Annotated in this window: 17 protein-coding genes; 4 read left to right on the top strand and 13 right to left on the bottom strand. The window is 73.1% G+C overall.

The annotated features are described in order from the left end of the window. Window positions 1-73 precede the first annotated feature (73 nt). Genes carB through pyrR form a run of 5 tightly spaced genes read right to left on the bottom strand, consistent with a single transcriptional unit; the run spans window position 74 to window position 7399 of the window. Complete coding sequence (gene carB / locus M2302_RS06935; protein WP_280837105.1) at window positions 74-3421, bottom strand: carbamoyl-phosphate synthase large subunit; 3348 nt, start codon at window positions 3419-3421, stop codon at window positions 74-76. After that, a complete protein-coding gene (gene carA, locus M2302_RS06940; protein WP_280837106.1) occupies window positions 3414-4559 on the bottom strand; it encodes a glutamine-hydrolyzing carbamoyl-phosphate synthase small subunit in 1146 nt (381 codons plus the stop codon). The genes carB and carA overlap by 8 nt, the downstream gene beginning before the upstream one ends. A gap of 58 nt (window positions 4560-4617) precedes the next feature. Continuing rightward, window positions 4618-5895 (bottom strand): dihydroorotase, encoded by a 1278-nt coding sequence (locus M2302_RS06945; RefSeq protein WP_280837107.1) that lies wholly within the window; start codon window positions 5893-5895, stop codon window positions 4618-4620. After that, entirely contained in the window at window positions 5892-6818 is a 927-nt protein-coding gene (locus M2302_RS06950) for an aspartate carbamoyltransferase catalytic subunit (RefSeq protein WP_154938070.1), read from the bottom strand. Before M2302_RS06950 ends, M2302_RS06945 begins: the two co-directional genes overlap by 4 nt. Then, window positions 6815-7399 (bottom strand): bifunctional pyr operon transcriptional regulator/uracil phosphoribosyltransferase PyrR, encoded by a 585-nt coding sequence (gene pyrR, locus M2302_RS06955; RefSeq protein WP_280837108.1) that lies wholly within the window; start codon window positions 7397-7399, stop codon window positions 6815-6817. Before pyrR ends, M2302_RS06950 begins: the two co-directional genes overlap by 4 nt. A 288-nt stretch (window positions 7400-7687) precedes the next feature. Between pyrR and M2302_RS06960 the strand changes: the two genes are divergently transcribed. Then, the gene (locus M2302_RS06960) at window positions 7688-8176 is read left to right on the top strand and encodes a helix-turn-helix domain-containing protein (RefSeq protein ID WP_013285505.1); all 489 of its coding nucleotides are present in this window, start codon (window positions 7688-7690) and stop codon (window positions 8174-8176) included. Between the two features lie 99 nt (window positions 8177-8275). Here the strand turns inward: M2302_RS06960 and nusB are convergent, their stop codons facing one another. From nusB to aroB, 4 genes are all read right to left on the bottom strand, one after another. After that, complete coding sequence (gene nusB / locus M2302_RS06965; protein WP_280837246.1) at window positions 8276-8686, bottom strand: transcription antitermination factor NusB; 411 nt, start codon at window positions 8684-8686, stop codon at window positions 8276-8278. 23 nt (window positions 8687-8709) lie between these two features. Then, the gene (gene efp, locus M2302_RS06970; protein ID WP_088962732.1) at window positions 8710-9267 is read right to left on the bottom strand and encodes an elongation factor P; all 558 of its coding nucleotides are present in this window, start codon (window positions 9265-9267) and stop codon (window positions 8710-8712) included. Window positions 9268-9776: 509 nt separating this feature from the next. Continuing rightward, window positions 9777-10217, bottom strand: coding sequence for a type II 3-dehydroquinate dehydratase (gene aroQ, locus M2302_RS06975; RefSeq protein WP_154938957.1), 441 nt, complete (start codon window positions 10215-10217; stop codon window positions 9777-9779). Beyond that, window positions 10214-11290 carry a 3-dehydroquinate synthase gene (gene aroB, locus M2302_RS06980; RefSeq protein ID WP_280837109.1) on the bottom strand — a complete coding sequence of 359 codons (1077 nt, stop codon included), beginning with the start codon at window positions 11288-11290 and terminating at the stop codon, window positions 10214-10216. Before aroB ends, aroQ begins: the two co-directional genes overlap by 4 nt. A 147-nt stretch (window positions 11291-11437) precedes the next feature. Between aroB and M2302_RS06985 the strand changes: the two genes are divergently transcribed. Both M2302_RS06985 and M2302_RS06990 read left to right on the top strand, forming a co-directional pair. Then, window positions 11438-11959, top strand: a complete 522-nt coding sequence (locus M2302_RS06985) for a DUF2243 domain-containing protein (protein WP_280837110.1) — start codon at window positions 11438-11440, stop codon at window positions 11957-11959. Continuing rightward, window positions 11956-12723, top strand: a complete 768-nt coding sequence (locus M2302_RS06990) for a cytochrome c oxidase assembly protein (RefSeq protein ID WP_280837111.1) — start codon at window positions 11956-11958, stop codon at window positions 12721-12723. Before M2302_RS06985 ends, M2302_RS06990 begins: the two co-directional genes overlap by 4 nt. A 113-nt stretch (window positions 12724-12836) precedes the next feature. Here the strand turns inward: M2302_RS06990 and M2302_RS06995 are convergent, their stop codons facing one another. Next, window positions 12837-13817, bottom strand: coding sequence for a YafY family protein (locus M2302_RS06995; protein ID WP_280837112.1), 981 nt, complete (start codon window positions 13815-13817; stop codon window positions 12837-12839). Window positions 13818-13899: 82 nt separating this feature from the next. On the opposite strand from M2302_RS06995, the gene M2302_RS07000 reads away from it, so the two are divergent. Continuing rightward, window positions 13900-14628 carry an alpha/beta hydrolase gene (locus M2302_RS07000; RefSeq protein WP_280837113.1) on the top strand — a complete coding sequence of 243 codons (729 nt, stop codon included), beginning with the start codon at window positions 13900-13902 and terminating at the stop codon, window positions 14626-14628. Between the two features lie 12 nt (window positions 14629-14640). On the opposite strand, the gene M2302_RS07005 is transcribed toward M2302_RS07000, so the two are convergent. The 3 genes from M2302_RS07005 to M2302_RS07015 form a co-directional block, all read right to left on the bottom strand. Next, window positions 14641-15147, bottom strand: a complete 507-nt coding sequence (locus M2302_RS07005; protein WP_280837114.1) for a shikimate kinase — start codon at window positions 15145-15147, stop codon at window positions 14641-14643. Window positions 15148-15181: 34 nt separating this feature from the next. Continuing rightward, window positions 15182-16360, bottom strand: coding sequence for a chorismate synthase (aroC, locus tag M2302_RS07010; RefSeq protein WP_088962740.1), 1179 nt, complete (start codon window positions 16358-16360; stop codon window positions 15182-15184). A gap of 203 nt (window positions 16361-16563) precedes the next feature. After that, window positions 16564-17454 (bottom strand): sulfotransferase domain-containing protein, encoded by an 891-nt coding sequence (locus M2302_RS07015; RefSeq protein WP_280837247.1) that lies wholly within the window; start codon window positions 17452-17454, stop codon window positions 16564-16566. Between the last annotated feature and the right edge of the window lie 9 nt (window positions 17455-17463).

A 17463-nucleotide genomic window follows, 5' to 3' on the forward strand; every position in this document is an offset into this window, starting at 1 on the left:
ATCATGAAGTTGTCGCCATGTCCAGCGGCGGGTCGGGGCGACAACTTCATGATCGACGCGGGGATGGCGCGGGTCACTCGCCGGCTCGCAGGGCGGCGTGGAGCTCCTGGAGGGGGCGGACCTGCATGTCGCCGCGGATGCGGGCCTCGATGCCCATGACCGCGGCGGCGGCGCCGGGGACGGTGGTGATGCAGGGGATGTCGGCGGTCACGGCGGCGCTGCGGATCTCGTAGCCGTCCGAGCGGGCGCTCGCGCCGGAGCCCTGTGGCGTGTTCACCACCAGCGCCACGTCGCCGCCGAGGATCATCGACACCGCGTCCTCGCCCTCGCCGGACTCGTAGTGCTTGCGGATCTGCTCGCAGGCGATGCCGTGCCGGCGCAGCACCTCCGCGGTGCCGGTGGTGGCGACGATCTCGAAGCCCAGGTCCGCCAGCCGCTTGATCGGGAAGATCATGCCGCGCTTGTCCCGGTTGGCCACCGAGACGAAGATCCGGCCGCCGGTGGGCAGCGACCCGTACGCGGCCGACTGGCTCTTGGCGAAGGCGTGCCCGAAGTTGGTGTCGATGCCCATCACCTCGCCGGTGGACTTCATCTCCGGGCCGAGCAGCGAGTCGATGCCCTTGCCGGACCGGGTGCGGAACCGCTTGAACGGCAGCACCGCCTCCTTGACCGCGATCGGGGCGTCCGCCGGCATCACGCCGCCGTCCCCGGTCGGCGGCAGCAGCCCCTCGGCGCGCAGCTCGGCGATGGTGGCGCCGAGCGCGATCCGGGCCGCCGCCTTGGCCAGCGGCACCGCCGTGGCCTTGGAGACGAACGGGACCGTCCGGGACGCCCGGGGGTTGGCCTCCAGCACGTAGAGCATGTCGTCCTTGAGGGCGTACTGGACGTTGAGCAGGCCCTTGACGCCCACCCCCCGGGCGATCGCCTCGGTGTAGCGGCGCACCTGGGTCAGGTGCGAGCTGGCCAGGGTGATCGGCGGCAGCGCGCAGGACGAGTCGCCGGAGTGGATGCCAGCCTCCTCGATGTGCTCCATCACGCCGCCGAGGTAGACCTCGCCGTCGGCGTCGCAGAGCGCGTCCACGTCGATCTCGATGGCGTCGTCGAGGAAGCGGTCCACCAGCACCGGGTGGTCCGGGGAGATGTCGGTGGCCCGGCCGATGTAGTCGCGCAGCGTGGCGTCGTCGTAGACGATCTCCATGCCCCGCCCGCCCAGCACGTACGACGGCCGGACCAGCACCGGGTAGCCGATCTCGTCGGCGATCGCCTTCGCCTCGTCGTACGAGGTGGCCATACCGTGCGCCGGGGCGCGCAGCCCGGCCCGGGCCAGCACCGCGCCGAACGCGCCGCGCTCCTCGGCGAGGTGGATCGACTCCGGGGAGGTGCCGACGACCGGCACGCCGGCGTTCTTGAGCCGCTGCGCCAGCCCCAGCGGGGTCTGCCCGCCGAGCTGCACGATCACGCCGACCACACCCGGGCCGCCGGCCGCCCGGCCGGAGGAGTCCTCCGCGTGCCAGACCTCCAGCACGTCCTCGAAGGTCAGCGGCTCGAAGTAGAGCCGGTCGGCGGTGTCGTAGTCGGTGGAGACCGTCTCCGGGTTGCAGTTGACCATGACGGTCTCGTACCCGACCGCGCGCAGGGCCATCACCGCGTGCACGCAGGAGTAGTCGAACTCGATGCCCTGGCCGATCCGGTTCGGCCCGGAGCCCAGGATGAGCACCTTGGGCCGGTCCGAGGGCGCGACCTCGGTCTCGGAGTCGTAGGTGGAGTAGTGGTACGGCGTGGTCGCCTCGAACTCGGCCGCGCAGGTGTCCACCGTCTTGTAGACCGGCCGCACGTCGAGCCGGTGCCGCAGGGTGCGTACGCCGTCCTCGGCGGCCAGCTCCGGGCGCAGCGCGGCCAGCTGCCGGTCGGACAGGCCGGCCCGCTTGGCCCGGCGCAGCAGCTCGGCGTCGAGCACCGGGGCGTCCACGATCTCCGCGCGCAGCTCGACCAGGCCGGCGATCTGGTCCAGGAACCAGGGGTCCATCCCGCCGGACGCCGCGGCGGCCTCCGCGATGGTGGCGCCCAGCCGCAGCGCCCGCTCCACCGTGTAGAGCCGGCCGTCGTGCGGCATCCGCAGCGCGGCAAGGGTGTTCTCCCTGGTCGCGCCCGCCGGATCGGGCTCGGTCCAGAAGCCAGCGCCCTTCGTTTCCATCGAGCGCATCGCCTTGTTGAGCGCCTCGGTGAAGTTCCGGCCGAGGCTCATCGCCTCGCCGACCGACTTCATGGTGGTGGTCAGCTCCGGGTCGGCGCCGGGGAACTTCTCGAACGCGAACCGGGGGATCTTCACCACCACGTAGTCCAGCGTCGGCTCGAACGCCGCCGGGGTCTTCAGGGTGATGTCGTTGGGGATCTCGTCCAGGGTGTAGCCGATGGCCAGCTTCGCGGCGATCTTCGCGATCGGGAAGCCGGTGGCCTTGGAGGCCAGCGCCGAGGAGCGGGACACCCGGGGGTTCATCTCGATCACGACGATCCGGCCGTCGGCCGGGTTGACCGCGAACTGGATGTTGCAGCCGCCGGTGTCCACGCCGACCTCGCGCAGCACCGCGATGCCCAGGTCGCGCAGGCGCTGGTACTCCCGGTCGGTGAGCGTCATGGCCGGCGCGACGGTGACGCTGTCGCCGGTGTGCACGCCCATCGGGTCGACGTTCTCGATCGAGCAGACCACCACCACGTTGTCGTGGCGGTCGCGCATCAGTTCGAGTTCGTACTCCTTCCAGCCGAGCACGCTCTCCTCGATGAGCACCTCGTGCACCGGGCTGGCGGCCAGGCCGGACCCGGCGATGCGGTGCAGGTCCTCGTCGGTGTGCGCCATGCCGGAGCCCAGGCCGCCCATGGTGAACGACGGCCGGATCACCACCGGCAGGCCCAGCTCGGCGACGGTGGCCTCGACCTCGGCCATCGAGTGGCAGACCCGGGAGCGGGGCACCAGGTTGGTCGGATCCTCCAGCCCGATGCGTACGCCGGCCTTGGCGACGATGTCCTTGAACAGCTGCCGGTCCTCGCCGCGGTTGATCGCGTCGATGTTGGCACCGATCAGCTCCACGCCGTACTTGTCCAGCACGCCGGCCTCGTGCAGGGCGACCGCGGTGTTCAGCGCGGTCTGCCCGCCGAGGGTGGGCAGCAGGGCGTCCGGGCGCTCCTTGGCGATGACCAGCTCGACGAACTCCGGGGTGATCGGCTCGACGTACGTGGCGTCGGCGAACTCGGGGTCCGTCATGATCGTCGCCGGGTTGGAGTTGACCAGGCTGACCCGGATGCCCTCGCTGCGCAGCACCCGGCACGCCTGGGTGCCGGAGTAGTCGAACTCGCAGGCCTGCCCGATGACGATCGGCCCGGAGCCGATCACCAGGATGTGCTTGAGGTCGGTGCGCTTAGGCATTCTTCCCGCCTTCGATGAGCTCGGCGAAGCGGTCGAACAGGTAGTCCGCGTCGTGCGGGCCGGCCGCCGCCTCCGGGTGGTACTGGACGGTGAAGGCGGGCACGTCCCTGGCCCGCAGCCCCTCGACCACGTTGTCATTGAGGCAGACGTGCGACACCTGGACGCCCCCGAACTCGGTCTCGATCACCTGGTCGGGGACCACCGCGCCCTGCCCGGCCCCCGGCACCTGCACGGCGAAGCCGTGGTTGTGGCTGGTCACCTCGACCTTGCCGGTGGCCCGGTCGAGCACCGGCTGGTTGATGCCGCGGTGGCCGTAGCCGAGCTTGTAGGTGCCGAAGCCCAGCGCCCGGCCGAGGATCTGGCTGCCGAAGCAGATGCCGAACAGCGGCACCTCGCGGCGCAGCACCTCCCGGGCCAGCGCGACCGGCCCCTCGGCGGTGGCCGGGTCGCCCGGGCCGGGCGAGAGGAAGACCGCGTCCGCGCCGGTGGCCAGCAGGTCGTCGATGGTGGAGCCGGCCGGCAGCACGTGGGTGGTGACCCCGCGCGCGGCGAGCCGCCGCGGCACGTTGCGCTTGATGCCCAGGTCGAGCGCGGCCACGGTGAACCGGTGCGGGCCGACCGCCTCGACGACGTACGGCTCGGCGGTGGTCACCTCGGCGGAGAGGTCCGCGCCGACCATCTGCGGCGACTGGCGGACCCGGGCCAGCAGGGCGCGCGGGTCGTCGTCGACGCTGGAGATGCCGACCCGCATCGCGCCGCGCTCGCGCAGGTGCCGGGTCAGCGCCCGGGTGTCCACGCCGGCGATGCCGACCACACCCTCGGCGGCGAGCCGGTCCTCCAGCCCGCCGGTGGCGCGCCAGTTGGAGCCGATCCGGGCCGGGTCACGCACCACGTACCCGGCGACCCAGATCCGGCCGGACTCGTCGTCCTCGGCGTTGACGCCGGTGTTGCCGATGTGCGGCGCGGTCTGCACCACCACCTGCCGGTGGTACGAGGGGTCGGTCAGGGTCTCCTGGTAACCGGTCATGCCGGTGTTGAAGACCGCCTCGCCGAAGGTCTCCCCGACGCTGCCGTACGCCTCGCCGTGGAACGTGCGCCCGTCCTCGAGAACGAGGATCGCGGGCCTGCGCTTAGCCATTACTGTGCCGGCCTTTCGTTCGCGACTGCGGGACTCCGCTGCGCTGCATTCCTCGCGCTCACCTGACAGCCTTTCCGTCCAGGACCGTCGGCTCGCCGCGCAGGAAGGTCGCCACGATGCGACCCGGCAGCGTCATGCGGGCGTACGGGGTGTTACGACTGCGGCTGGCCAGCTCCGCGGGCTCGATCACCCGACGGGCGGCCGGGTCGACCAGGGTGAGGTTGGCCGGCACGCCGGGCGCCGGGTCGATGCCGTGCCCGTCGAGCCCGGCGATCCGGGCCGGGGTACGCGACATCCGCTCGGCGATCAGGTCCCACTGCGGCCCGAACACCTCCAGGGCGATCGAGAGCGCCGTCTCCAGGCCGAGCATCCCCGGCCGGGCGTACGCCCACTCGCACTCCTTGTCCTCCACCGCGTGCGGGGCGTGGTCGGTGGCGACGACGTCGATGACGCCCTCGGCCAGCGCGGCCCGCAGCGCGGCGATGTCGGTGGCCGTGCGCAGCGGCGGGTTGACCTTGTAGACCGGGTCGTACGTCTCGGCGTGCCCGTCGGTGAGCAGCAGGTGGTGCGGGGTCACCTCGGCGGTGACCCGCACCCCGCGCGCCTTGGCCTGGCGCAGCACCTCGACGCTGCCGGCGGTGGAGACGTGGCAGACGTGCAGCCGGCTGCCGACGTGCTCGGCCAGCAGCACGTCCCGGGCGATGATCGCCTCCTCGGCGACCGCCGGCCAGCCGGTGAGCCCGAGCCGGGTGGAGACCTCACCCTCGTGCATCTGCGCGCCCTCGGTGAGCCGCGGCTCCTCGGCGTGCTGGGCGACGACCCCGTCGAACGCCTTGACGTACTCCAGGGCCCGGCGCATCAGCTTGGGGTCGGCGACGCAGAACCCGTCGTCGGAGAAGATCCGGACCCGGGCGGCGGAGTCGGCCATCGCGCCCAGCTCGGCCAGCCGCTCGCCGGCCAGCCCGACGGTGACCGCGCCGATCGGCTGCACGTCGACCAGCCCGGCCTCGCGGCCCAGCCGCCAGACCTGCTCGACCACGCCGGCGGTGTCGGCGACCGGGGAGGTGTTGGCCATCGCGCAGACGGCGGTGTAGCCGCCGAGCGCGGCCGCGCGGGAACCGGACTCGACCGTCTCGGCGTCCTCCCGGCCCGGCTCGCGCAGGTGGGTGTGCAGGTCGACCAGGCCGGGCAGGGCGACCAGCCCGGTGCCGTCGACGACGGTGGCCTCCGGCGCGGTCAGCCCGGCGCCGGTCTCGGCGACGACGCCGTCGCGGATCAGCAGGTCGGTCGGCGCGGCGCCGACGACGCTCACGTTGCGGATCAGGTACGAGCTCACAGGTTGTTCCCCCCGAGCAGCAGGTAGAGGACGGCCATCCGCACGGAGACCCCGTTGGCGACCTGTTCGACGATGGTGGAGCGGGGCGAGTCGGCGACCTCGGGCGTGATCTCCATGCCCCGGTTCATCGGGCCCGGGTGCATGACGATCGCGTGCTCGGGCAGCCGGCGCATGCGCGGGCCGTCCAGGCCGTAGCGGCGGGCGTACTCGCGGGCGGAGGGGAAGTAGGAGTCGTTCATCCGCTCCCGCTGCACCCGCAGCATCATCACCACGTCCGACTGCGGCAGCACCGCGTCCAGGTCGTAGGAGACGTCGGTGCCGGGCGCGAGCGCCTGGCCGATGTGCACCGGGATCAGCGTCGGCGGGCCGACCAGGGTGACCTTGGCGCCGAGGGTGGAGAGCAGCAGCACGTTGGAGCGGGCCACCCGGGAGTGCAGCACGTCCCCGACCACCGCGACGTGCAGGCCGGCGAGCCGACCCAGCCGGGAGCGCATCGTGTACGCGTCGAGCAGCGCCTGGGTGGGGTGCTCGTGGGTGCCGTCGCCGGCGTTGACCACCGACCCGTCCACCCAGTTGGCCAGCCGGTGCGGCGCGCCCGAGGCGGGGTGGCGGACGACCACCGCGTCGGCCCCCATCGCCTGGAGGGTGAGCGCGGTGTCCTTCAGGCTCTCCCCCTTGGCCACGCTGGAGCCCTTGGCCGAGAAGTTGATCACGTCGGCGCTGAGCCGCTTGGCGGCCGCCTCGAAGGAGATCCGGGTCCGGGTGGAGTCCTCGTAGAAGAGGTTCACCACGGTCCGGCCGCGCAGCGCGGGGAGCTTCTTGACCTCCCGGCCGGCGACGGTGGCCATCTCGGCGGCGGTGTCGAGGATCTGGGTGGCGGTGGCCGCGTCCAGGTCGGCCCCGGAGAGCAGGTGCCGGATCATGAGGTAGTACCCCCGAAGAGCTTGACCTCGTCGGCACCGTCGGTCTCGGCGAGGGTGACCTTGACGCTCTCGGTGAGCGCGGTCGGGATGTTCTTGCCGACGTAGTCGGCGCGGATCGGCAGCTCGCGGTGGCCGCGGTCGACCAGGACGGCGAGCTGCACGCTGGCCGGGCGGCCGACGTCGTTGAGCGCGTCGAGCGCGGCCCGGACGGTGCGGCCGGAGAAGAGCACGTCGTCGACGAGGATGACCCGCTTGCCGTCGATGCCGCCTGGCGGGAGCTGGGTCGGGCCGACCGCGCGGGTGGCGTGCCGGCGCAGGTCGTCGCGGTAGAGTGTGATGTCGAGCACCCCGACCGGGACGTCGACGTCCTCGAAGGTGCTGATCCGGGCGGCGAGCCGCCGCGCGAGCGGGGCGCCCCGGGTGGGTATGCCGAGCAGAACGGTGTCGGCGGCGCCCTGGGTCTTCTCCAGGATCTGGTGGGCGATCCGGTCGACGACGCGCTGGACGTCGGCACTGGCGAGGATCACCTTCACCGAGGGTTGTCGCGGCGGCGACGACTGGGCAGCCGGTGGGCAGGCCACGGCGGACCTCCTTCCCCGCCTCACGGGACGGGTCGTTAAAGGACGTCTGGGAGCTCCGGTCGGATCGCGTACGGCCCGGACCGGGGCTTCGTGCCACGTTACCAGCGGTCACCGGCACGATCGCCGGCACCCACTGATCCCCGGATCAGGTCGGTGAAATGGGGATAAGTCTCCCCGCGCTCTCCAACTGTAAGGACACGACCACTTGACCGCGTGTCGCAATCCCCGTACCGTCACGCTCCGTAGCGATCGCTGGGAGAACCCCAAAGCAGCACTGGGAGTGTCCGAATGCCCTCTGAATACGCCAAGTCGCTGGGCGCCCGCCTGCGCTCCATCCGCCAGCAGCAGGGCCTGTCCCTGCAGGGTGTGGAGGAGAAGTCGAACGGGCGGTGGAAGGCCGTGGTGGTCGGCTCGTACGAGCGCGGCGACCGGGCCGTCACCGTGTCCCGCCTGGCGGAGCTGGCCGACTTCTACCGCGTTCCCGTCTCGGAGCTGCTGCCCGACGGCAGCGGGGTGCGGCACGAGCCCACCAGCAAGATTGTCCTGGACCTGGAGCGGCTCTACGACGAGGCCTCCGAGGACCTCGCCTACGTCGCCCGGTACGCCCGCGCCATCCAGCAGCAGCGTGGCGACTACAACGGCCGGGTGCTCTCCATCCGCGCCGACGACCTGCGCGCCCTCGCCATCGTGTACGACGCCTCGCCGTCGGGCCTGATCGAGCGGCTCACCGAGCACGGTGTGCTGGTCGCCGACCCGCGGGCGTTCTTCGCGTCCTGATCCACTGTTCGCAGCAGGGGCCCGTGCCGTCCGGCACGGGCCCCTGCTGCGTGAACTGGTGATCGGGTGCGGTCGGCGGCGGAGCGCCGGCGCGTCGGATCAGCGGGTGGCGTACTCGGCGATCCGGCCGAGGATGCCGTTGAGGAAGCGCGGCGAGTCGTCGGTCGACATCTGCCGGGCCAGCTCCACCGCCTCGCTGATCGCCACCGCGTCGTCGATCTCGTCGACGTAGAGCAGCTCGTAGACCGCGATGCGGGCGAGGTTGCGGTCGACCACCGGCATCCGGTCCAGCGTCCACCCCTCGGCGTAGCTGGCGATCACCTCGTCGATCCGGTCGAGGTGGGCGGCGACCCCCTCGACCAGGCCGACCGCGTAGCCCAGGTGCTCCGGCCGGGGCTTCTCGATCCGCTCGACGTAGCCGGCGAGCACCTCGACCGGGGGCCGGTCACGCAGGTCGGCCTCGTAGAGCACGTCCAGCGCCCGCTTGCGCGCCTTGCGGCGCGACGGCATCTGCTGTTTGGGACCCTCGGCCATCAGGCTCGGCCGAGGTAACGGCCGTCGCGGGTGTCGACCTTGATCTTCTCGCCGGTAGTGATGAAGAGCGGCACCGGCACGGTCGCGCCGGTCTCGACGGTGGCCGGCTTGTTGCCGCCGGTCGACCTGTCGCCCTGCAGACCCGGCTCGGTGTAGGTGACCTCGAGCACGACCGAGGTCGGCAGCTCGATGTAGAGCGGGACACCCTCGTGGGTGGCGACGGTCGCCTCGGCCTCGGGGAGGAGGTAGTTGGCCGCCTCGCCGACGGTGCCGCCGGGGACGGTGATCTGGTCGAACGTCTCCAGATCCATGAAGACGTAGTCCTCGCCGTCGGCGTACAGGTACTGCATGGTGCGCTTGTCGACGGTCGCGGTCTCGACCTTGGTGCCCGCGTTGAAGGTCTTGTCGACGACCTTGCCGGACAGCACGTTCTTCAGCGTCGTGCGGACGAACGCCCCACCCTTACCGGGCTTGACGTGCTGGAACTCGACGACGGCCCAGAGCTCCCCGTCGAGGTTGAGTACCAGGCCGTTCTTGAGGTCGTTGGTGGATGCCATTTCCTGCCTTGATCATCAATTGGCGGACAGACCTGGCAAGTCTACTAGTTGTGTCCAACCGGCGACTCCGCCTCCGGCCGGCCCGCTCCCGGCCCGACCGACGCCGCCCTCCTGATCACCGCGCGTCACCGACAGGGCCACCCCCGGGGACCTTCACCCCCTCCTTGCTCTGCTGCCCCGGACGCAACAGTCACCGAACGTGTCCGCGCCCGAAGACGGGGTCGATCGCACGACGATCCATCTGAGCAGCTCACGCCCCGTGTCGCCGGGAGGGCAGCAGAGCAAAGGCGTCAGGGGAGGCGGGCGGCGGGGAGCCGCACATCACCGAGTGTTGAAGGACTCGCCCACCACTCACGGTGATCGACTGCGACGGCACGCCGGGGCGGCGTGCCCGGCCGTCGACGGCGATCGTGCCGCCGGTCAGGCGGTGGCCCGGCACCGCGACGGTGGCGTGCGGCGCCGCTTGCCGGGGACGGCCGGCCGGTCGGGCGCCCTGCGGCGGCGACCGCTCAGCCGGTCGCGCCGAGGACGGTGGCCAGGTGGCGCAGGGCGAGGCGGTAGCCGTCGACGCCCAGGCCGCAGATCACCCCGGTCGCCACGGCGGAGACCACGGAGTGGTGCCGGAACTCCTCCCGGGCGTGAATGTTGGAGATGTGCACCTCCACCAGCGGCCCACGCAGCATCGCGCAGGCGTCCCGGACGGCGATCGAGTAGTGCGACCAGGCGGCCGGGTTGAGCACCACCGCCGCCTGCTCGTCGGCCGCCTGGTGCAGCCAGCCCAGCAGCTCGTGCTCGGCGTCGGTCTGCCGGACGACCACGTCCAGCCCCAACTCGCGACCGGTGTCCACACAGAGCGTCACCAGGTCGGCGTAGCTGGTCACGCCGTACACGTCGACCTGCCGGGTGCCGAGCCGGCCCAGGTTCGGCCCGTTCAGCACGTACACCCTCACGAGGCGATCTCCCGGTAGGCGGCGTGCAGCAGCTCGTCGTCCGGCCCCTCCAGGATCGCCGGCCGGGCCAGGGCGTCGAGCACCACGAAGCGCAGGGTGCTGCCCCGGGCCTTCTTGTCCACCCGCATCGCGGCCAGCAGGTCGGGCCAGGCGTCGGCCGGGTAGCTGGTGGGCAGGCCGAGCGCGGCCATCACCGTGCGGTGCCGTTCGGCGGTGGCGGCGTCGAGCCGGCCGGCCAGCCGGGCCAGGGCGCCGGCGAAGACGGTGCCCACCGCGACGGCGTGCCCGTGCCGCCAGCGGTAGCCCTCCACCTTCTCGATCGCGTGCGCCAGGGTGTGGCCGTAGTTGAGCACCTCGCGCACCCCGGACTCGCGCAGGTCGCCGGAGACCACGTCGGCCTTCACCCGGATCGCCCGCTCGATCAGCTCGCGGGCCACCGGGCCGGTCGGGTCGACGGCGGCGGCCGGATCCCGCTCGACCAGGTCGAGGATCACCGGGTCGGCGATGAAGCCGCACTTGACCACCTCGGCCATCCCGGCGGCCAGGTCGGCCGGGGGCAGGCTGTCCAGCGTCGCCAGGTCGCAGAGCACGCCGGCCGGTGGGTGGAACGCGCCGACCAGGTTCTTGCCGGCGGCGGTGTTCACGCCGGTCTTGCCACCGACCGCCGCGTCGACCATGCCGAGCAGCGAGGTCGCCACCGGCACCCACCGCACTCCGCGCAGCCAGCAGGCGGCGACGAAGCCGGCCAGGTCGGTCACCGCGCCCCCGCCCACGCCGACCACCGCATCGGTACGGGTGAACCCGGCCGCGCCGAGCCGCTCCCAGCAGTCGGCGGCCACCTCGATCCGCTTGCCCGCCTCGGCGTCGGGCACCTCGATCGGCAGCGGGGTCACGCCGACCGCGCGCAGCCGCTCGGCCAGCGTGTCGGCCAGCTCCTTGAGCGGCGGCGCGAACAGCAGCGCGACCCGCTCGGCGCCGGGCAGCAGCCGCGGCGGCGGATCGAGCAGGTCGCGTCCCACGAGCACGTCGTACGGCCGCTCGCCGCCGACCGGAATCCGGGTCACCTCGTCCATCGCAGGGGAGCCTAGTGCAGCGGACACCGCCGCGACGGGGCTCGTCCACCTGGTGGCAAGCGACATTGCCGGCCACGGGGTACGTTCGGCTCGTAAGGGCCGGAGGTAGGGCGAAGCGGATCGGACCCACGACGGCGGAGGTTCCCCATGGCCACCACGACCATCGACGGCGCCGACATCCGGCTGCCCGCCACCATCCTCGGCGTCGGGCTCGGCGGCTTCGCCGACGGCATCGTCCTGCACCAGGTGCTCCAGTGGCACCACCTGCTCAGCAGCACCGACACCGACAACGTCGGGATCCGCGCGTACCCGGTGGACACCGTTTCCGGGCTGCAGATGAACACCCTCTGGGACGGCATCTTCCACGTGGTCACCTGGGTGGCGGTGCTCACCGGGCTGGCCCTGCTCTACGCCCGGGTGACCCGGTCCCGCGGCCGGCTCTGGCGCTCCCCGGCGCTGTGGGGCTGGGCGCTGGTGGGCTGGGGCCTGTTCAACCTGGTCGAGGGGCTCGTCGACCACCACCTGCTGGGCATCCACCACGTGCACGGCGGCCCCCACCAGACGGCCTGGGACGTCGGCTTCCTGCTGTTCGGCGCGGCGCTGATCGCCGTGGGCTGGGCGGTGCAGCGCCGCGCCGGCACGGTGGACACCTGCGCCGACCGGCGATGACCGGGCAGCACGGCGACGGGGTCGGCCCGCTGCTGCTCGTACCGCTGCTGGTCTTCTGGGTCTACCTGGCCGCGGCGCTGCGCCAGCGCGACCCGGGGCGCGGCGGCTGGAGCCACTGTCGGACCGCGAGCTTCGGTGCGGGCACCGCGCTGCTCGCGGTGGCCGCGGTGCTGCCCGGCCACGACCTGGTCGGGCACATGTGGCGGCACCTGCTGGTCGGGATGCTGGCGCCGCTCGGGCTGGTGCTCGGCGCGCCCGCCACCCTCGCGCTGCGCACGGTACGTCGCGACGTCGGCCGGGCGGCGCTGCGGGTGCTGCGCCATCCCGTCCTGCGGGTGGCCGCCCACCCGGTCACCGGCCTGCTGTTCACCGCCGGCGGGCTCTACCTGCTGCACCTGACACCGCTCTACCGGGCCACCCTGGCCCACCCGGGGCTGCACGGCCTGGTGCTGCTGCACTTCCTGGCCAGCGGGTACCTCTTCACCTGGGCGATCGCCGGCCCCGACCCGGGGCCGCACCGCCCCGGGGTGCCGCTGCGGCTGGTCGTGCTGGGGCTGTCGGTGGCCGCGCACGCCACCCTCGCCCAGCTCATGCACGCCGGCCTGGTCGACGCGGCCGCGCCGGTGGCGCAGCTGCGGGCGGCGGCGACGCTGATGTACTACGGCGGCGACCTGGCCGAGATCCTGCTCGCCCTCGCCCTGCTGGTCACCTGGCGGCCGGCGGCCCGGCGCGCCCGGTCCGAGCCGGCGCCGTCACCCGCCTGAACCGGGAACCCGTCCGCCGGTCCCGGCCGGGGCGGCCGTCGGTCCCGGCCGCCGCCGGTCCTGCCGGCGCCACCGGTCCCGGCCGGGCGCGGGCTTCGGCGGGGCCCGGTTCGTCAGTCGGACGGTGGGGCCTCGCCGGGACGGTCGGCCCAGCCGGCCAGTCGCGTCGCGTGGGCGCGGACGGCGTCGCGCAGCGCGTCCGGGCGGAGCACGGTGAACGGCCAGCCGAGCCCGGCGAGCAGCTGCGCCATCCCGTCGAGGTGCTCGGCGCGGGTCCGCAGCAGCACCCCGTCGGCAACCTCGGTCAGCTCGCCGACGCTGGGCGGGACGCGGCGTCGGGCGGCGACCAGATCGGTCTCCAGCAGCACCTCGACGGAGTGCGCGTACGGCACGCCGGCCAGCGAGCGGGTCACCTGGGCCACCGGGTCGAAGTCGTCCGGCACGGCGAACGTCTCCGGGCCGGTGCTGACCGCCCCGATCCGGTCCAGCCGGAAGGTGCGTACCTCGTCCCGGAGGTGGTCGTAACCGGTGACGTACCAGCGGCCGGAGTGGAAGACCAGCCCGTACGGGTCGAGCTGCCGCCGCGACGGGTCACCCCGCCAGGAGCGGTAGTCCAGCGTCACCCGGCGCCGCTGCCGAGCCGCCGCGCCGAGGGCGAGCAGCGTGCCGGTCGCCGGGCGCAGCGCCGGGTCGGCGCGGCGCAGCGTGAAGCCGAGGTGGTCCTGGACGGCGGCGAGCCGCTCCGCGAGGGGAGCCGGCAGCACCCGCCGGATCTTGGCCAGGGCGGTGGCGGTGGCCGGCTCCTCGGTGCCCAGCCCCAGCCGTTCCGCCGCGACCAGGCCGAGCAGCACCGCGACCGCCTCGTCGTCGGTGAGCATCAGCGGCGGCAGCTTGTAGCCGGGGCGCAGCCGGTAGCCGCCGTACCGGCCCCGCTCGGCGGTGACCGGGATGCCGAGGTCGACCAGGGTGGCGGCGTACCGGCGCACGGTGCGCTCGTCGACCCGCAGCCGGTCGGCCAGCTCGACGCCGGTGAGCCGATGGTGGCTCTGGAGCAGTTCGAGCATCGCGAGCACCCGACCGGCAGGATGTGACACGGGCCACCTCGCAATACCGGGCGGAAACTGTCCGGATTCGAGCTTACGGTGTCCATGGACATCGAGACGAGGGAGATCCGAGATGGCGACGTTCGTGCTGGTGCCGGGGTTCTGGCTGGGCGGCTGGGCGTGGCGGGAGGTGACCGCCGACCTGCGCGGGCGCGGCCACGACGTGTACGCGGTGACGCTGACCGGGGTGGCCGACCGGGCCCACCTGGCCGGCCCGGAGGTCGGCCTGGAGACGCACACCACCGACCTCACCGCGCTCATCGAGGCGGAGGAGCTGCGCGACGTGGTGCTGGTCGGGCACTCCGGCGGCGGGATGCCGGTGACCCAGGCGGCCGACCGGATGCCGGACCGGATCGCCCGGGTGGTCTACGTGGAGAGCGGGCCGCTGCCCGACGGCATGTCCCAGTTCGACGTCAACCCGCCGGAGGAGCAGGAGCGGCTGCGCGCGCAGATCGGCGACGGGCACCTGCTGCCGCCGCCCGCCTGGGAACCGGCCGAGGACCCGCAGAACCTGGCCGGCCTGGACGACGGCGCGCTGGCGCTGCTGCGGCGCCGGTCCACCGGGCACCCGCTGGGCGCGGCGACCGAGCCGGTGCGTCGTACCGGGGGGCGGCCGGTGCCGACCGCGCTGGTGGCGTGCACCTTCCCGGTGGAGGTGGCCGCCGCGATGATCGCCGAGGGCCACCCGTTCTTCGCCGGTCTCGCCGGCGCCGAGCTGCACGGGCTGCCGACCGGCCACTGGCCGATGCTGAGCGAGCCGAAGGCCCTCGCCGACCTGCTCGACACCATCGCCCGGGGCTGACCGCCGGCCGGGTCAGGGCTTGAGCAGGGCGACGATCTCCGCGGCCAACTCCGGTGGGGTACGCCCGTCGGTCACCACCGTCGCGGTCGCCACCTCGGCGTAGAGCGGGCGGCGCTGGTCCATCAGATGCTTGAGGGTGGCCCGCGGGTTGATCGCGAGCAGCGGCCGGCCGGCGCCGAGCCCGACCCGCTTCACCGCGTCGGGCAGCTCCACCGACAGGTGCACCACGGTGTGCCCGACCAGCGCGGCGCGGTTCTCGTCGGCGAGGACCGCGCCGCCGCCGAGGGCGAGCACCCCGCCGTGCGAGGCCAGCGCCGCCGCCACCGCCGCCCGTTCGAGGGTACGGAAGTGCGCCTCCCCCTCGTCGATGAAGATCTCCGGGATCGGCTTGCCGGCCAGGCGCTCGATGTCGGCGTCGGTGTCCCGGAAGTCGACCCCGAGCAGCGCCGCCAACTCCTCGCCGACGGTGGTCTTGCCGGAGCCGGGCGCCCCGACCAGCACGCAGAGCGGCTTCGTCACCGGAGCACGCTCCGTCCCGCCGCCGCCCGGCCGGTCACCGGATCACCAGCGCGTCGAGGTACCCGGCGAGGTTGCGGCGGATCTCCGCCACCGAGTCGCCGCCGAACTTCTCGGTGGCCGCCTCGGCCAGCACCAGCGCCACCATCGCCTCGGCGACCACGGCCGCGGCCGGCACGGCGCAGACGTCGGAGCGCTGGTTGATGGCGGTGGCCGGCTCACCGGTGGTCACGTCGACCGTGGCGAGGGCCCGGTTCAGCGAGGAGATCGGCTTCATCGCGGCCTTGACCCGCAGCGGCTCACCGGTGGTGATCCCGCCCTCCAGGCCGCCGGCCCGGTCGGTGACCCGGCGGACGCCGGTGGCGGTGGGCATGATCTCGTCGTGCGCCTCGGAGCCGCGGGAGCGGGCTTGCTGCCAGCCGTCGCCGATCTCCACGCCCTTGATGGCCTGGATGGACATCAGCGCGGTGGCCAGCCGGGCATCGAGCTTGCGGTCCCACTGCACGTGGCTGCCCAGGCCCGGCGGCACCCCGTACGCCAGCACCTCGACCACGCCGCCGAGGGTGTCGGCGGCCTTCTTCGCGGCGTCGACCTCGGCGACCATCCGGGCGCTCGCCTCCGGGTCGAGGCAGCGCAGCGGGTCGGCGTCGATCCGCTCGGCGTCCTCCGGCCGGGGCCGCAGGCCCGGCTTGGCGGCGACCGGGCCGAGCTCCACCACGTGCGAGACGATCTCGATGCCGAGGGCCTGCTTCACCAGCGCCTTCGCCACCGTGCCGACGGCCACCCGGGCGGCGGTCTCCCGCGCGCTGGCCCGCTCCAGGATCGGCCGCGCGTCGGTGTGACCGTACTTCTGCATGCCGGCCAGGTCGGCGTGGCCGGGCCGGGGGCGGGTCAGCGGGGCGTTGCGGGCCTGCCGGGCCAGCTCGTCGGGGTCCACCGGGTCGGCGGCCATCACGGTCTGCCACTTCGGCCACTCGGAGTTGCCGACCCGGATGGCGACCGGGCTGCCCAGCGTGACGCCGTGCCGCAGGCCACCGATGACCTCGACCTCGTCCCGCTCGAACGACATCCGGGCGCCCCGGCCGTAGCCGAGCCGGCGACGGGCCAGCTCGTCGGAGATCTCCCGGGTGGTCACCTCGATCCCGGCGGGCACCCCCTCGAGCATCGCGACGAGGGCGGGTCCGTGGGATTCACCTGCAGTCAGCCAGCGCAACACAGCGCTCAGTCTGTCACGGTCGGTCGCCGCCCCGACGTGCCGCCCGGCGCGTCCCGCCCTGCGGACGCGGGTGCCCGGCAGGCGGCCGCTCCCCGCACCTATGGCCAACAACCCGTACAGTCGTGGCCGCTCGACGGGAAGTCCGGTCGGCACGGGCCACCGGTTGACGGTGATCACGATCGGTAGAGAGCTCCGTCAGTCCGTCAGGACCAGTCGAAGCGCATCCGTAGGCGCTCCGACAGGGCTTCGTTGTGCGGTGCGAAGTAGGCGCTCAGCTCTGCTCGCACGTCGGGGTCCATGGCCCTGCTGCGCCGGTGGTTGTGGGCCTCGTACGCCTTCAGTTGGTGCGGCGGAAGCCCCAGGAAAGCGAGCACCTGGGCGTGACTTGCCGCCGGCTCGGCGTACAGCTTCTCGCTGGGCAGGATGAGCATCTGCGCGGGATCGAAGCGGGCCAGCCAGGGCTCCAGGTGCTCCAGGTAGCGGCCCCGCGCCCGGTACGTGTACCAGTCGTACGCCTCGCTGAAATAGGTCGGGTCGGCGATCAGCCTCTCCCGCTCCCCCGCCGTCCGCTCCTCCTCGCGCGCCAACGCCTCGGCGAAGTCCAGCGGTTCCTTGCCCTCGGTGCGCCGCTCCTTCCAGTGCGAGTACGCGCGCTCCACCGGGTCACGCAGCAGGAAGATCAGCCGTACGTCCGGCAGCAGGTCGGCCACCCGCTGCGGAACGAGCGGGTGGAACATGTACAGCGGCGCCGCCTCGCCGACCCGGACGGGCCCACCGTGCCGCCGTTCCAGCGCCCGGCGCTGACGCTCGGTGGGGAAGTGCGAGCGGTACCACGCCTCGCCGCGTCCCCATTTCTCCTCGAAGTAGTGCGAGGTCTTGGTGTTCCAGGCGGGGAAGAGCCGGGGCACCAGGGGGTGTTCCAGCAGGTAGCGCCAGAGCGAGGTGGTGCCGCCACGCTTCGTGCCAGCGATCAGGAAGTCCGGCAGCGGCCGCCGGTCGGCGGTGCGTTCGCCGTACCGAACCAGTGAGCTGCGCACCTGGTGGGTGACCTGGTGCGGCACCACACCCTTGAGCCGGTCGCGGATCGTCATGATTTCCTCTCG

This window comes from Micromonospora sp. A200, assembly GCF_029893845.1.
GTDB lineage: Bacteria > Actinomycetota > Actinomycetes > Mycobacteriales > Micromonosporaceae > Micromonospora > Micromonospora purpureochromogenes.

Bases quoted from the DNA above. Each gene is read 5' to 3' on its own strand.
- carB (WP_280837105.1), bottom strand. From the start codon at position 3,421: ATGCCTAAGCGCACCGACCTCAAGCACATCCTGGTGATCGGCTCCGGG.
- carA (WP_280837106.1), bottom strand. From the start codon at position 4,559: ATGGCTAAGCGCAGGCCCGCGATCCTCGTTCTCGAGGACGGGCGCACG.
- M2302_RS06950 (WP_154938070.1), bottom strand. From the start codon at position 6,818: ATGATCCGGCACCTGCTCTCCGGGGCCGACCTGGACGCGGCCACCGCC.
- M2302_RS06960 (WP_013285505.1), top strand. From the start codon at position 7,688: ATGCCCTCTGAATACGCCAAGTCGCTGGGCGCCCGCCTGCGCTCCATC.
- nusB (WP_280837246.1), bottom strand. From the start codon at position 8,686: ATGCCGTCGCGCCGCAAGGCGCGCAAGCGGGCGCTGGACGTGCTCTAC.
- efp (WP_088962732.1), bottom strand. From the start codon at position 9,267: ATGGCATCCACCAACGACCTCAAGAACGGCCTGGTACTCAACCTCGAC.
- aroB (WP_280837109.1), bottom strand. From the start codon at position 11,290: ATGGACGAGGTGACCCGGATTCCGGTCGGCGGCGAGCGGCCGTACGAC.
- M2302_RS06985 (WP_280837110.1), top strand. From the start codon at position 11,438: ATGGCCACCACGACCATCGACGGCGCCGACATCCGGCTGCCCGCCACC.
- M2302_RS06990 (WP_280837111.1), top strand. From the start codon at position 11,956: ATGACCGGGCAGCACGGCGACGGGGTCGGCCCGCTGCTGCTCGTACCG.
- M2302_RS07000 (WP_280837113.1), top strand. From the start codon at position 13,900: ATGGCGACGTTCGTGCTGGTGCCGGGGTTCTGGCTGGGCGGCTGGGCG.